The 13210-nt window shown below is 60.7% G+C and carries 15 protein-coding genes; 7 read left to right on the top strand and 8 right to left on the bottom strand.

What is annotated here, in order from left to right; translation table 11 throughout:
• Positions 1 to 15: 15 nt before the first annotated feature.
• Complete coding sequence (locus tag AKV04_RS09080) at positions 16 to 486, bottom strand: c-type cytochrome (RefSeq protein ID WP_235815579.1); 471 nt, start codon at positions 484 to 486, stop codon at positions 16 to 18.
• On the opposite strand from AKV04_RS09080, the gene AKV04_RS27530 reads away from it, so the two are divergent.
• Entirely contained in the window at positions 485 to 613 is a 129-nt protein-coding gene (locus AKV04_RS27530) for a hypothetical protein (RefSeq protein WP_268871786.1), read from the top strand. The genes AKV04_RS09080 and AKV04_RS27530 overlap by 2 nt on opposite strands.
• Positions 614 to 692: 79 nt before the next feature.
• On the opposite strand, the gene AKV04_RS09075 is transcribed toward AKV04_RS27530, so the two are convergent.
• The 4 genes from AKV04_RS09075 to hpt form a co-directional block, all read right to left on the bottom strand.
• A complete protein-coding gene (locus tag AKV04_RS09075; RefSeq protein WP_054006129.1) occupies positions 693 to 1328 on the bottom strand; it encodes a glutathione S-transferase family protein in 636 nt (211 codons plus the stop codon).
• Positions 1329 to 2219 (bottom strand): cytochrome c, encoded by an 891-nt coding sequence (locus AKV04_RS09070; protein WP_054006128.1) that lies wholly within the window; start codon positions 2217 to 2219, stop codon positions 1329 to 1331.
• A 113-nt stretch (positions 2220 to 2332) separates the two neighbouring features.
• On the bottom strand, positions 2333 to 2506 hold the full coding sequence (locus AKV04_RS26645; RefSeq protein ID WP_202905590.1) for a hypothetical protein: 174 nt from the start codon (positions 2504 to 2506) through the stop codon (positions 2333 to 2335).
• On the bottom strand, positions 2506 to 3045 hold the full coding sequence (hpt, locus tag AKV04_RS09065) for a hypoxanthine phosphoribosyltransferase (protein WP_054006127.1): 540 nt from the start codon (positions 3043 to 3045) through the stop codon (positions 2506 to 2508). The genes AKV04_RS26645 and hpt overlap by 1 nt, the downstream gene beginning before the upstream one ends.
• Positions 3046 to 3112: 67 nt before the next feature.
• On the opposite strand from hpt, the gene AKV04_RS09060 reads away from it, so the two are divergent.
• Positions 3113 to 3571: a type II toxin-antitoxin system RatA family toxin gene (locus tag AKV04_RS09060; protein ID WP_054006126.1), complete on the top strand. Its 459-nt coding sequence runs from the start codon at positions 3113 to 3115 to the stop codon at positions 3569 to 3571.
• A gap of 78 nt (positions 3572 to 3649) precedes the next feature.
• On the opposite strand, the gene AKV04_RS09055 is transcribed toward AKV04_RS09060, so the two are convergent.
• The 3 genes from AKV04_RS09055 to AKV04_RS09045 are packed head-to-tail and all read right to left on the bottom strand — an operon-like array spanning position 3650 to position 5742.
• A complete protein-coding gene (locus tag AKV04_RS09055) occupies positions 3650 to 4114 on the bottom strand; it encodes a CinA family protein (protein ID WP_054006125.1) in 465 nt (154 codons plus the stop codon).
• Between the two features lie 3 nt (positions 4115 to 4117).
• Positions 4118 to 4621 (bottom strand): phosphatidylglycerophosphatase A family protein, encoded by a 504-nt coding sequence (locus AKV04_RS09050; RefSeq protein WP_054006124.1) that lies wholly within the window; start codon positions 4619 to 4621, stop codon positions 4118 to 4120.
• Positions 4618 to 5742, bottom strand: coding sequence for a bifunctional 2-C-methyl-D-erythritol 4-phosphate cytidylyltransferase/2-C-methyl-D-erythritol 2,4-cyclodiphosphate synthase (locus tag AKV04_RS09045; RefSeq protein WP_054006123.1), 1125 nt, complete (start codon positions 5740 to 5742; stop codon positions 4618 to 4620). Before AKV04_RS09045 ends, AKV04_RS09050 begins: the two co-directional genes overlap by 4 nt.
• 191 nt (positions 5743 to 5933) lie before the next feature.
• Here AKV04_RS09045 and dusB point away from each other — a divergent pair, with 191 nt between their 5' ends.
• From dusB to ntrX, 5 genes are all read left to right on the top strand, one after another.
• On the top strand, positions 5934 to 6926 hold the full coding sequence (dusB, locus tag AKV04_RS09040) for a tRNA dihydrouridine synthase DusB (protein WP_054006122.1): 993 nt from the start codon (positions 5934 to 5936) through the stop codon (positions 6924 to 6926).
• Positions 6923 to 8008 carry a two-component system sensor histidine kinase NtrB gene (locus tag AKV04_RS09035; RefSeq protein WP_054006121.1) on the top strand — a complete coding sequence of 362 codons (1086 nt, stop codon included), beginning with the start codon at positions 6923 to 6925 and terminating at the stop codon, positions 8006 to 8008. The genes dusB and AKV04_RS09035 overlap by 4 nt, the downstream gene beginning before the upstream one ends.
• Positions 8009 to 9376, top strand: coding sequence for a sigma-54-dependent Fis family transcriptional regulator (locus tag AKV04_RS09030; RefSeq protein WP_054006120.1), 1368 nt, complete (start codon positions 8009 to 8011; stop codon positions 9374 to 9376).
• A gap of 147 nt (positions 9377 to 9523) precedes the next feature.
• Entirely contained in the window at positions 9524 to 11734 is a 2211-nt protein-coding gene (locus tag AKV04_RS09025) for a sensor histidine kinase NtrY-like (RefSeq protein WP_054006185.1), read from the top strand.
• Positions 11731 to 13128, top strand: a complete 1398-nt coding sequence (ntrX, locus tag AKV04_RS09020) for a nitrogen assimilation response regulator NtrX (RefSeq protein ID WP_054006119.1) — start codon at positions 11731 to 11733, stop codon at positions 13126 to 13128. The genes AKV04_RS09025 and ntrX overlap by 4 nt, the downstream gene beginning before the upstream one ends.
• Positions 13129 to 13210: the final 82 nt, after the last annotated feature.

Raw genomic sequence — 13210 nt, 5'->3', positions numbered from 1 at the left:
CAGCCCCCCGAAAGATCAGCTTTCCGGCTGACGATAGGCCTTATGGCAGGCCGAGCACGCACCGCCCAGCTGCGCCATGCTGGCTTTGATCGCATCGCCACCCGTCGCCGCGGCTGTCTGCATCATCGCGGCGGCATTGTTCAGATCGGTGATCTTGGCCAGAAAATCATCCTGCTTGGCCCAGATATCCGCCAAAGCAAAGCTGTCGGCGGATTTGCCATTTTCCGAGCCGGCCGGGAATTGCGTCGTTGAAATCACCGAAGCCACCGCCGCGACATTCGCCGCCGCTTTGGTTGCAGCAGCTTTGTCATAGGCGACCTCACCCTTGGCCATGCCGCCCAAAGTGCCCAGATCAGAGGCCATTTGCAGCATCAAGCCATGCCGGGTTTCGACCGCATCTTTGAACGGGTCTTCAGCGTCCTGCGCATAGACGCCAAACGCCGTCAGCGCCGCCATGGTGGTAAAGGCAATAAGACGTTTCTTCATGGATCACTCCGCTTGCAAAGCGCCGATGGGGGCGCGGGCTGGCCGGAGCGTGACGCTACCGGATGCGGGCAAGCTTGCGCAGTTGCTGCACTTGCACAAGGGGCGGCGGATGCAGCACCCATGCTAAAGGCTTGAAATACACAAAGAGTTTACAGCAGATCCGCGCTTATGCCGACAGCTTATGGATCAGGCTTGGGGGTTTGGCTTCAGGTCGGCGGCAGGAAAGCTTGATAGTGCGCCTGAAACGCGGGCAGCGCCTCAAGGCGCGCACTCAATCGGCGCAGGTTTGGCAGGCTTGCGGGGTCGATCAACCCCGGATGCGACTCGGTGACAAAGCGCCACGCACAACCCACCGCGATATCGGCATGGCTGAGCGGCCCGAACCAATAGGAGCCCGAATCTTGCCCCGAAACAGCACGCCCAGCCAGATCCGCCTCAAGTGCTGCCAACACCGCGCCGATCTGGCTGCGGCAGCGGGCATCAAAGCTGGGCGAGATGGTGGTGTGCATCGCCCGTTCATAGAACAGAATGACCGCCTTATCCGCCAGCCCACAGCCCAAAGCCGCGATCTTCAGCACCCGATGCCGCGCGGGCTCCGTGCGCGGAAACAGCGGTTCCTCGACCAGCCCATCGAGATAATCCAGTATCATATGGCTGTCGGTCAAAATGAAGCCATCCTCCAGCACCAAAACCGGCACGCGGGTGAGCGGGTTATAGGCACGCAAACGATCGGCATCGCCAAACGACGACCATGGGCGATGCTCAAACCCCATGCCATAGAGCGTTAGGGCCACGCCAACCCGGCGCACAAACGGGCTGTCGTATTGACCGATCAGGATCATTCATTTCACCGCAGGCACAAGTTGCAGATAAGCCGCCACCGCTTGGCGATCCGACTCGGGCAACTTGGCCATATTCTCGACCACATGCGCCATATGGCCACCGACCGAGTCAAACTCAGGTGTGAAGCCCGAGGTCAGATATTCCACCACATCCGCCGCGCTCCACGTCAGCTTTCCCGGCGTGATGTTCGGTATGCGGCCCTTGCCATTGGGGTTCGGCGCCCCCGACAGCCAAGCCGCGCGCTGCAAGCCGCCCAAAGCGTTGCGCGGCGTGTGACATTCGCCGCAATGCGCCAAAGCCTCAGCGATATAGCGGCCTCTGGTTTGCTCGGGGGTCAGATCGCCCGCGATCATCCAATCGGTCTTTTCAAACAGCAGCTTCCATATCCCCAAACTGCGGCGGATGTTGAAGGGAAAGCCGATCTGATGCGGTTTCGAGGGTTCAGCCGAAGCAGGCAGCCCATCCATAAACGCTTTCAAATCCGCCACATCCTGCGGCACCATCTTGTTATAGGCATTATAGGGCAGGGCAGGGTAAAGATGCTCGCCCTGCTTACCCACCCCTTGCGTCACAGCATTGGCAAATTCCACCAGCGTCCAGCCACCAATGCCCTGCACAGGGTCGGGTGAGATGTTGGGGGCGACAAAGGTGCCGAAGGCCGAGGGGAATTCCTGCCCGCCCGCCAGCACCAGCTCCTCCGCGCCCTTGGCATCCACCGTCGCATGGCACGAGGCACAACCCGCCGCCCAGAACACCAACTCGCCCTTGGCCGCATCGCCCTTCAGCCCGTCGTAGAGCCCGACATCAACGGACTGCGGTGCCGAGACCAGCAGAAAACCGCCAAATCCCAACAGCACAACAGCTAAAACGGCAGAGAGCAGACGGGACATGGCACTGACCTTTGAAGGATTTAGCCATCTGGTCTGGCCAATTCTGCCGCACGTTACACCAGAATATGTGTTTGGAAAGGACGATTTCGGCACATAATTGTCGCAGGCCAGTTCTAGCGCAGCTTTGTCTTGCCGTTCACCGTCAGCCACTCGGGCCAGCCCCAGACATGCTCAATTCCGAACAGGATAAGGCACAAAATCCCCACGCCCAGCACCAGCTTCACCCGTCCCATCGACGGCGGACGGCGCGCCCAACGTGCCAAACGGATCAGCCAGATCGGATTCATCAATCTGTAAACCGCACTTTGCCGATATAGGGCAGATTTCGATTTCTCTGCGCAAAATCAATGCCATAGCCTACAACAAACTCATCGGGGATCTCAAACCCGGTCCAAGTCGCCTTGATATCCACCTCGCGCCGGGTCGGTTTGTCAAGCAAAGCGCAGACCTCCAAGCGATGCGGCTGGCGCGACATCAGCAGGTTTTTCACATGATGCAGGGTGAAGCCGGTATCGACGATATCCTCGACCACCAGCACATCTTGGCCTGCAATCTCGCCGCGCAGATCCTTCAAAATCCGCACCTCGCGGCTGGAATGCATCGCATCGCCGTAAGAGCTCGCTTCCAGAAAATCGACTTGCACCGGCAGATCAATCTCGCGCACCAAATCGGCGATGAACACGAAAGACCCGCGCAGCAGCCCGACCACGATCAGCTTGTCGCACCCCTTGTAGTGTTCGGTGATCTCGCGCGCCAAAGCCTCCACCCGCGCGGCGATCGCCTTGGCCGAGATCATTTGGTCGATGACATAAGGACGCGTCTGCATGGGGGCCTCTTGATTTCCGTTGGTTTTCTACTCAATACCTGCGCTCAAGTCACGCGATAGGTTACCTGTGCCGCATCACTCTGAAACCAAGCACCTGCCGTATCAAGCCGTACAAATGTACGGCCTTGTCGCCGATGTTGCACGCTACCCTGAATTTCTGCCTTGGACCGCCGCCGCCCGCATCCGCTCGCGCTCGCCCATCGCAGGCGGTGGCGAGGTGATGGAGGCCGATCTGGTGATCAGCTTCAAAGTCTTCCGCGAGCGTTTCGGCAGCCGCGTCACTTTGCTGCCCGGCGAAAACAAGATCCTCACCGAATATATCGACGGCCCGTTCAAGCATCTGAAATCGGTCTGGACGTTCCAGCAAACCCCAAACGGCTGCGATATCTCGTTCGAGGTAGATTTTGAGTTCCGCAATCCGATCCTCGCTGGTCTGATAGGTCTGGTGTTCAACGAAGCGATGACCCGTGTGGTGCGCGCCTTCGAGGCCCGCGCGGCAAAACTCTACGCCCCGACAAACCCCTAAAACTTATCTAAAATTTGTTTCATCTTGGTTAAAATATCCTGGGGGTGTGGGGGCTAGCCCCCGCTCCGACGATGGCGGCTAAGCCATCGCCCGCAGCAATAACGCCAACGCATGATCCCGCGCCGCGATCCGCACCCGGTCCCGCCCCAAGGCGCCAAACTCCACCGTCTCCACCGCAACCGTCCTACCCTTCACCGCCAGCCCAAAGCATACCCTCCCTTCGGGCTTGAACTCTGACCCGCCCGGCCCGGCAATCCCGGTGGTCGAGACGGCAAGATCGGCTTGCGAATGGCTCAAAGCCCCCTCGGCCATCGCCGCCGCCACCGCTTCAGACACCGCGCCGAACTCTGCCAAAAGCGCCTCAGCCACCCCCAGCATGTCGATCTTCGCCTGATTGGAATAGGTCACGAAGCCCCGATCAAACATATCCGACGATCCCGCCACATCGGTCAAAGCCGCCGCCACCATGCCGCCGGTGCAGCTTTCGGCGACAGCCACCCGATAGCCCCAATAGCGCGCCAGCCGCAGCAGTTCCGCCGTCATGGATCACCTCATCAAGATCAGCGGGATGTGATAGGCCGCCGCCGCCACAATCGTCGCCAACCCAGCAAACAACCCCGCCCACAGATCGTCAAGCATCACGCCCGCCGGATCATGTCTGCGGTCCGCACGCCCGACCAACCACGGCTTCCAGATGTCAAACAGCCGAAAGAACAAAAACGCCGCAATCGGGGCCGGGTAGGGCAAGAATCCCTCATGCCCTCTCCACCAGAATGCCGCCGAAGAAAACAACAGCGCAATCCATTGCCCCGCCACCTCATCAATCACAAACTCCGACGGATCGGCGGAGGGCGTATCGCGCAACTCCACCGAAACCGCCCAAAACCCCAAAGCCGTCACCGCAACCGTTGCCACCAGCAACACCGGAAAACCGAGATAACGGTCGATCAGCAGCGCCATGATCACCGCAACCAGAGATCCCCAAGTCCCCGGCGCAGGCCGCAGCAGCCCCGCGCCAAACCAGATCGCCAGAACCCGCGTCAGTCTCATGCCCGCACCAAAGCGCAAGTCGCCATTGCAGCGATGCCTTCCTCGCGCCCGGTGAAGCCGAGGCGTTCCGAGGTCGTCGCTTTCACCGAAACCCGCTCCACCGCCACCTCCATAATGCCCGCCAAAACCTCGCGCATCGCCTCGGCATGTGGCCCGACCTTGGGCCGCTCGCAGATCAAGGTCACATCGCAATTCGCAAGCTGAAACCCTTTCGCCCGCGCCAGCCGCATCGCGTGGGCGAGGAAAATCTTGCTCTCAGCCCCCTTCCATTGCAGATCAGACGGCGGGAAATGCCGGCCAATATCGCCCTCGGCCAGCGCACCATAAATCGCATCGCTCAAGGCGTGCATGCCCACATCGGCGTCAGAATGGCCCAACAGCGCGCGACCATGCGGCACCTTCACCCCGCACAGCCAGACCCCATCTCCGTCACAAAACGCATGTACATCAAAGCCATTGCCCACCCGCAGATCCATCTGCCGCCCCTTCAAGATCGCCTCAGCCCGGGCAAAATCGCCCGGATAAGTCAGTTTCAGATTATCCTCGTCGCCCACGACGATAGCAACATCCACACCATACGCCCGCGCCACCGCGACATCATCGGCAGCCTCGCCGGGATTTGCGCGATGCGCCGCCAAAATCGGCTCGAACCGGAACCCCTGCGGCGTTTGTGCCCGAAACAAGCCGTCACGCGCCACAGTGCCCACCACCAGCCCCGCATCCCCCCGCCATAACGCATCCGTCACCGCCAGCGCAGGTGCCGCGCCGTCAGCCTGATCGAGTGCCCCGATCACCCGGCCAATCACCGCCTGCGACACCAAAGGCCGCGCGCCGTCATGGATCAACACGCGCGAAACGCCGCGCCCCACCAAAGCCTCCAACGCCGCGCGCACCGAGGCCGTCCGCGAAGCCCCACCCTCGACGATCAACACATCCAGCCCCAAACCTTCGGCCAAGCTGCGGTCGTCAGGATGCACCACCAACACCCGCAACATGCCGTCAAAGGCCGCCACAGCATGTGCCGCCACCGCAAGCCCGCCCAAAAGCTGCCATTGCTTCGGCACGCCGCCTCCAGCACGCAAACCGCGCCCCGCAGCGGTGATGATCGCAGCTGTTGTCATGCTGTTTCCTTTTCGCCCTATCTAAGCCAGCGGCGTAAGCCTGACAATCTGCCCCACCCATATCGAACTGGTCGCGAAATGCAGCACAACAGCCTAATAATTGTGCGTTGCTTAGAAATAGGGCATAAAGTAGAGAGCCAGCCCTTGGCGAACCCCCCGCCCAAGCGCATGTTTCAGCCAAAGGAGCCGCAATGTCCCTGTGTTTAGGCGCACTCTCTCTGCACCACCCGGTGATTCTGGCACCGATGGCGGGCATTACTGATCTGCCGTTCCGGCGGATGGTGGCGCGCTTTGGTGCGGGTCTGGTGGTGTCTGAAATGATCGCGTCTGAGGAAGTGATGAAGGCGCAGCCCTTGGCCCGCGCCCGGGCTGAGTTGGGGTTTTCCGAGGCGGCCACTTCCGTGCAGCTTGCTGGCCGCGATCCATACTGGATGGCCGAGGCTGCCCGCTATGTGGAAGCACAGGGGGCCCGCGTGATCGACATAAACATGGGCTGCCCCGCGAAACGGGTGACGGCGTCGGGCGGTAATGGCGCTTGCGGCTCGGCGCTGATGAAAGAACCCGAACTGGCTTTGGCCCTGATCGAATCCGTCGTGAACGCTGTGACGGTTCCAGTTACCCTGAAAACCCGCCTCGGCTGGGATGACCAAAGCCTGAACGCCCCGCAAATCGCCAAATCGGCCGAAGGGGCAGGGGTGCAGATGATCACCATCCACGGCCGTACCCGCTGCCAGTACTATAAGGGAAGCGCAGACTGGGCCGCCATCGCTGCGGTGAAAGCGGCGGTTTCGGTGCCGGTGATCGCCAATGGCGATATCATCGACATCGCCACCGCCCGCCAAGCTCTGCGCCTCTCGCAAGCTGATGGCGTCATGGTGGGTCGCGGTGCACAGGGGGCGCCGTGGCGGCTGGCCGAGATTGCCCATGCGCTTTACAGCACCGCAGCACCACAAATTCCGCAAGGCGCAGCCCTCGCCGATCTGGTGATCGAGCACTACGATCACATGCTGGACTTCTATGGCCCCGACCTTGGTATCCGCGTCGCCCGCAAACATCTCGGTTGGTATTTGGAATCCGCAGGCATCAAAACCAACCGCGACGCAGTCCTCACCGCCACCCATCCCGCCACCGTCCGCGGCCTGATCCGCGACAGCTTCACCGAACCCCGCGAGGTGGCCGCATGACCCAGTTCAACGGCCCCGCGCTTTGGGCCTCGCTGCCGCTGCCCGCGCTCTTGATCGGCCCCACCGGCCTGATCCTCGACGTCAACCCGCCGGCTGAGACGTTCCTGAACGCCTCGTCAAAAAGCCTCGTCGGCCAGCCGCTGTTGGATCGCCTCTCCATCGACGCCCCGATGGAAGACGCCCTTGCCCGCGTCCATGCCCATGAATCGCCCTTATTCATCGCCGAAGCTGACGTCACCACAGGCGAGCGCGCCCCAGTACAATGCGCCCTGCAAATGGCCCCGCTGCAAGACAGCTCCGGCTGCGTCCTCTTGCTGATTTCCCCGCGCGAAATCGCCGAACGCTTGGGCCGCTCGATGCAGGTGACTTCGGCGGCGAAATCCGCCATCGGCATGGCAGAAATGCTGGCGCATGAAATCAAGAATCCACTGGCAGGCATCTCCGGTGCCGCCCAACTTCTGGCGATGGGTCTCGGCCCCGAAGACCTAGAACTCACGGACCTGATTGTCGAGGAAACCCGCCGCATCGTCAAACTGCTGGAACAGGTTGAGCAATTCGGCAACCTGCGCCCACCAGCCCGCCGCGCCGTCAACATCCATGACGCCTTGGATCGCGCCCGCCGCTCGGCCCTTGTTGGTTTTGGCGCGCATATGAGCATTGTCGAGGATTACGACCCGTCGTTGCCCGCCACCTTCGCCGACAACGATCAGCTGATGCAGGTCTTCTTAAACTTGTTGAAGAACGCCTCGGAAGCCGCTGGCTCCAAAGGTGGAACCATCCGGCTACATACCTTCTACGATCACTCCCTGCGCCGGCGCCGCAAAGACGGCTCCGGCTCCACCCTGCCGCTACAGGTCGAAATCATCGACGACGGCCCCGGCATTCCGCCCGGCATCGCCACCGACATTTTCGAGCCGTTTGTGTCGGGCCGCGAGAATGGCACCGGCCTGGGCCTCGCCTTGGTTTCCAAAATCATCTCTGACCACGAAGGCTGGATCTCCGTTGATTCCGCCCCCGGTCGCACCGTTTTCCGCATTTCCCTACCGCTCGCGCCCCGCGAGTTACCCGAGGAGTCCCACTAAATGGATGGCACCATTCTTGTCGCCGATGACGACCGCACCATCCGCACCGTTTTGACCCAAGCGCTGACCCGCGCCGGGTGTAAAGTGCATGCCACCTCGAGCCTGATGACCCTGATGCGCTGGGTCGAGGAAGGCAAAGGCGATCTGGTGATTTCCGACGTGATGATGCCCGATGGCAACGGCCTTGAAGCGCTGCCGCGCATCGCCCAGCTGCGCCCCGGCCTGCCGGTGATCGTAATTTCGGCGCAAAACACCATTATGACGGCGATTCAGGCGGCAGAAGCCGAGGCGTTCGACTACCTGCCCAAACCCTTCGATCTGCCCGATCTGATGAAACGCTCCGCCCGCGCGCTGGATTTGAAGCGTCACGCGCCGAAACCCAGCCTGACTCCGCGCGAAATGGGCGACGATCTGCCTTTGGTCGGTCGCACGCCCTCGATGCAGGCGCTCTATCGCCTTGTCGCTCGCGTGATGAACGCCGACCTTCCCGTGCTGATCTCAGGCGAATCCGGCACCGGAAAATCGCTGATCGCCCGGGCCGTTCACGATTTCTCGGATCGCCGCAGCCAACCCTTCGTCACCGCACAAGCCACCGATCTGGCGGGCGTGGACGGCATCGCGACCCTGCTGGCGCGCGCCAAAGGCGGCAGCCTCGTGCTGGATGAGGTGTCTGATTTTGACGAAGACGCGCAAGCCCGTCTGGTGCGGATGCTTGATGTGATGGGCGACCACGCGCCGCGCATCATGGCCACCTCGCAAGCTGACCTGAGCCAAAAGATGGAGGCAGGGGTGTTCCGCAAAGACCTGTTCTACCGTCTCGGCGGCGTCACCCTGCAAGTGCCGCCGTTGCGCGAACGCGTTGAAGACATCCCGCTGCTCGCCGAACACTTCCTCGCTCGTGGCGAGCGCGACATGGGCCTGCAACGCCGTCTCTCTCTCGAAGCCATGGCCATCGTGCGCGCCTATCCGTGGCCGGGCAACGTACGGCAGTTGGAGAATCTGCTGAAGCGCCTTTTGGTCACCGCGACCGAGCCGGAAATCTCCAAATCTGAGATTGAGCAAGCCCTCGGCGCAACTCAGCCGGTGCAAATCAGCCGATCCGGTGGCATGGACGGCGAAAAATTGTCGGCCTCGGTGGCGCGACATTTACAGCGCTATTTCGATCTACACGGCGGCCAACTGCCGCCTGCTGGCGTCTACGACCGAATTTTGCGCGAAATGGAGGTGCCTTTGATCGAAATCGCCCTCGACGCCACGGGCGGCAACCAAGCCAAATGTGCCGATCTGCTGGGCATCAACCGCAATACCTTGCGTAAGAAGATCACAGACCTCGATATCCGCGTGACACGGCGACGCAAGCTGATGTAAAACCGCCACAGGGGCAGTGCTTTGCGCGTAACGTTGCGCGGAAAGCACAACGCTGTGGCGGGGGCGACACTCCCCGTGAATGTCGGGGGAAACGTGCAAGGCGCTTACCGCAGTCTCACATGGGCCAAACTGGCGCGCCTGCGCCGGATGCGGCGCGTGCAAAACGGTCTTACCTTTGGGCTGGTGTTCCTTGGCCCGATGCTCGCGGTGGCGACGTTCCTCGCACTAGGGCCCTTCAACCTTGGCGCGTCGTCGCAAAACCTGCGGCTGATTCTGCTCACCGACATGGTCTATATCCTGCTCGTGGCGGGTCTGGTGCTGTCGCGCGTGATGCGGATGATCGCGGATCGGCGCTCGCAATCCGCAGGCTCGGCGCTGCATTTGCGGCTGACCGGGGTGTTCGCTTTCGTGGCGCTGGTGCCGACGATTCTGGTTGCTGTGTTTGCTGTGCTGACGGTGAATATCGGTCTTGAAGGCTGGTTTTCCGACCGCGTCAGCAATGTGGTTTCGGCGTCCTTAACCGCCGCGCAGGCCTATGAAGATGAGCAGACCAAGGCGCTGAAAGACGATGCCTCGGCGCTCGGTGCCTTCCTGAACCTCGCCAAACAAAAGACCTTCTTCCTGCAAGACGATCAGGTCCGCCCGATCCTGACCCAAGGCCAAGCCGCCATTCAGCGCGGCATGAAAGAGGTCTATCTGATCGACGGCACCGCCACCCTGAAGACCCGGGGCGAGCGCTCCTATCTGTTCGATTTTGAGCCGCCAAAGCCCGAAGAACTCAGCAAGGCTAAGCAGGGCGAAGTGGTGGTGATCCAAGATTGGGCCAATGATGAATTCCGCGCTTTGGTGCATCTCGATGCCTTCGCCGACCGCTATCTTTACGTTTCCCGCAAGGTCGATGGCGGGATTCTGTCGCTGCTGGATGAAACCAAGGAAACCGTCCGCCTCTATCAGCAGTTGGAATCCGAGCGCGGCAAGATCCTGTTCAACTTTGGCCTCTTGTATCTCGGCTTCGCGCTGATCCTTGTTCTGGCGGCGGTCTGGCTGGGCCTCTGGTTTGCCGAACGGCTTAGCAAACCCGTGGGCCGCTTGGCCTATGCGGTGGGAAGGGTCAGCCAAGGCGATCTGGATGTGCAAGTGATCGAGGAAGAAGGCGATGATGAGATTGCCACATTGTCACGTGTTTTCAACCAGATGACGCATCAACTTAAAGGCCAACGTGAAGCCTTGCTTGACGGCCACCGCCAAACCGAGCAACGCCGCCGCCTGTTCGATTCCGTGCTCTCCAACGTCACCGCTGGCGTGATCGGTTTAGATGCCGAGGGCGATATTGATTTCGCCAACCGCGCCGCCGAACGGCTGCTGGAACTCGCCGATGGGGCCGGCGAGGTACCACTCGCCGCCGCCGTCCCGGAATTTGCAGCACTTTTTGAGCGTCTGCGCCAGGTGGGCGGCTCTGCGGTGCAAGAGGAAATCCGCCTGACCCGCAAGGGCAAATTGGAAAGCCTCTTGGTGCGCGTGTCGGTGCGGCGTAGCGAGTCCGGGCGGCTGGAGGGCTATGTGGTGGCCTTCGACGACGTGACCGAACTCGTCTCTGCCCAACGTATGGCCGCTTGGGGCGATGTCGCCCGCCGCATCGCGCATGAGATCAAGAACCCGCTGACCCCAATCCAGCTTTCCGCCGAACGCATCAAGCGCAAATTCCGCAGCCAAGTCCAAGACCCCGAAGATCTGGACCAATATACCGAGGTTATTATCCGTCAAACCAATGACTTACGCCGCATTGTTGATGAGTTTTCCAAATTCGCCCGGATGCCCGAACCGGATCGGCGCGAGACCGATCTGGTGGCGCTGCTGCGCGCCGCCATCATGCTGCAAGAGAACGGCCAACCCACCGTCACCTTCCGCCGCACGCTGGTCGAGGGCCCGCTGATGATGGAACTCGACGGTACGATGATCGGGCAAGCGCTGACAAACCTGATTAAGAACGCAGGGGAAGCCATTGAAACCCTGCATGAAAAGTCAAATGCTGAAGGTCACAAACCCGAAATCCGCGTCAGCCTGACGGTGGACGAGTCCGAAGCCGTGATTCGCATCATGGACAATGGCATCGGCCTGCCGCCCGACCGGGCGCGGCTGTTTGAACCCTATGTCACCACCCGCGAAAAAGGCACCGGCTTAGGTCTGCCGATCGTGAAGAAAATCATTGAAGAACATGGCGGTACGCTGACACTTGAAGATGCGCCCGTCTTTGAAAACAACGCCCATGGCGGAGCGATGGCGGTGATCCACCTGCCACGCGCCCCGCGCAAACGGGGCTTGCGCAACACGGGCCAAACGGGCCAGGGGGAAAAATGAGCAATATTCTGATCGTTGACGACGAAAAAGACATCCGCGAGCTGATCGGCGATATTCTGAAGGACGAGGGCTATACCATTCGTCTTGCTGCAAATTCTGACGATTGCATGTCCGAGATCAATGCCGAAGCGCCCAGCCTGATGATCCTGGATATCTGGCTGAAAGACAGCCGGATGGATGGCATAGACATTCTGAAAACCGTCAAGCGCGACAATCCGGATATTCCGATTGTGATCATCTCGGGCCACGGCAACATCGAAATCGCCGTCGCCGCGATCAAGCAGGGTGCTTACGACTTCATCGAAAAGCCGTTCAACATTGATCAGTTGATGGTGGTGGTCAGCCGCGCGATGGAAACCTCGCGTCTGCGCCGCGAGAACGCCGATCTGCGGCGGCGCGATGTCACCTCATCTGAGATGATCGGATCAAGCCCGTCGTTTAGAACCTTGAAATCACAGCTGGAAAAGGTCACCAAGTCGAACGGCCGGGTGATGCTGGCCGGGCCTGCGGGCTCTGGCAAAGAGATGGCCGCGCGCTTTATCCACTCTAACTCCAACCGCGCGACGGCGCCGTTTATCTCGGTATCCTCGGCAACGATTGATGCCGACCGGATGGAGGAAGTGCTGTTTGGCCGCGAAACCTCGGATCGCGGCATCGAAAAAGGCCTGCTGGAACAAGGCCATGGCGGCGTTGTTTACTTTGATGAAGTGGCCGAGATGCCGCTTGGCACGCAATCGAAAATTCTGCGCGTACTGACGGATCAGCAGTTCATGCGGGTTGGAGGCTCCGATAAAGTCCGCGTCGATCTGCGGGTGATTTCCTCGACCAGCCGTGATTTGCGCGCCGAAATTGCCGCTGGGCGCTTCCGGCAAGAGCTTTATGATCGCCTGAACGTGGTACCAATCGCGGTGCCATCCTTGGCCGAGCGTCGCGAAGATATCCCCGAGTTAACAACCACTTTCGTCGATATGTTCCACCGCACCCAGGGCCTGCCGCAGCGCAAACTCACCGAGGAGGCCGAAGCCATGTTGCAGACCATGCAGTGGCCCGGCAACATCCGCCAACTGCGCAACGTGATCGAGCGGGTGCTGATTTTGGGCGATGGCACCGGTCCGATTGAGGCGCGGGAATTGCCGGGGCAAGAAGCCCCAACCGACGCTGGCGGGCGCATGGTGCTTGGGGGGGCTATGGCAACTCTGCCGCTGCGCGAGGCGCGGGAAGTGTTTGAGCGCGAGTATCTGCTGACCCAGATCAACCGTTTTGGCGGCAATATCAGTCGCACGGCGGGCTTTGTTGGCATGGAACGCTCGGCTTTGCACCGCAAACTGAAGTCTTTGGGCGTCGTCACCACCGGCAAATCCGGCGGGCGCGGGGATGACGAGGACGAAGACTAAGCAGACTGTTGCAGAAAGAATCCAAATCAGGAACATCGGCAGCAATTCTGACGTTTTGCGCTGGAAACTGCCAAATTTGCGC

Origin of the sequence: Cypionkella psychrotolerans, from assembly GCF_001294535.1 — a bacterium.
GTDB lineage: Bacteria > Pseudomonadota > Alphaproteobacteria > Rhodobacterales > Rhodobacteraceae > Cypionkella > Cypionkella psychrotolerans.
This window is presented reverse-complemented; position numbering and strand designations above follow the sequence as displayed.

What these genes read in the sequence shown, in the direction of transcription:
- AKV04_RS09075 (WP_054006129.1), bottom strand. Translation starts at nt 1,328, where the DNA reads ATGATCCTGATCGGTCAATACGACAGCCCGTTTGTGCGCCGGGTTGGC.
- AKV04_RS09030 (WP_054006120.1), top strand. Translation starts at nt 8,009, where the DNA reads ATGGATGGCACCATTCTTGTCGCCGATGACGACCGCACCATCCGCACC.
- dusB (WP_054006122.1), top strand. Translation starts at nt 5,934, where the DNA reads ATGTCCCTGTGTTTAGGCGCACTCTCTCTGCACCACCCGGTGATTCTG.
- AKV04_RS27530 (WP_268871786.1), top strand. Translation starts at nt 485, where the DNA reads ATGGATCACTCCGCTTGCAAAGCGCCGATGGGGGCGCGGGCTGGCCGG.
- ntrX (WP_054006119.1), top strand. Translation starts at nt 11,731, where the DNA reads ATGAGCAATATTCTGATCGTTGACGACGAAAAAGACATCCGCGAGCTG.
- AKV04_RS09055 (WP_054006125.1), bottom strand. Translation starts at nt 4,114, where the DNA reads ATGACGGCGGAACTGCTGCGGCTGGCGCGCTATTGGGGCTATCGGGTG.
- AKV04_RS09045 (WP_054006123.1), bottom strand. Translation starts at nt 5,742, where the DNA reads ATGACAACAGCTGCGATCATCACCGCTGCGGGGCGCGGTTTGCGTGCT.
- hpt (WP_054006127.1), bottom strand. Translation starts at nt 3,045, where the DNA reads ATGCAGACGCGTCCTTATGTCATCGACCAAATGATCTCGGCCAAGGCG.
- AKV04_RS09035 (WP_054006121.1), top strand. Translation starts at nt 6,923, where the DNA reads ATGACCCAGTTCAACGGCCCCGCGCTTTGGGCCTCGCTGCCGCTGCCC.
- AKV04_RS09025 (WP_054006185.1), top strand. Translation starts at nt 9,524, where the DNA reads ATGCGGCGCGTGCAAAACGGTCTTACCTTTGGGCTGGTGTTCCTTGGC.
- AKV04_RS09050 (WP_054006124.1), bottom strand. Translation starts at nt 4,621, where the DNA reads ATGAGACTGACGCGGGTTCTGGCGATCTGGTTTGGCGCGGGGCTGCTG.
- AKV04_RS26645 (WP_202905590.1), bottom strand. Translation starts at nt 2,506, where the DNA reads ATGAATCCGATCTGGCTGATCCGTTTGGCACGTTGGGCGCGCCGTCCG.
- AKV04_RS09080 (WP_235815579.1), bottom strand. Translation starts at nt 486, where the DNA reads ATGAAGAAACGTCTTATTGCCTTTACCACCATGGCGGCGCTGACGGCG.
- AKV04_RS09070 (WP_054006128.1), bottom strand. Translation starts at nt 2,219, where the DNA reads ATGTCCCGTCTGCTCTCTGCCGTTTTAGCTGTTGTGCTGTTGGGATTT.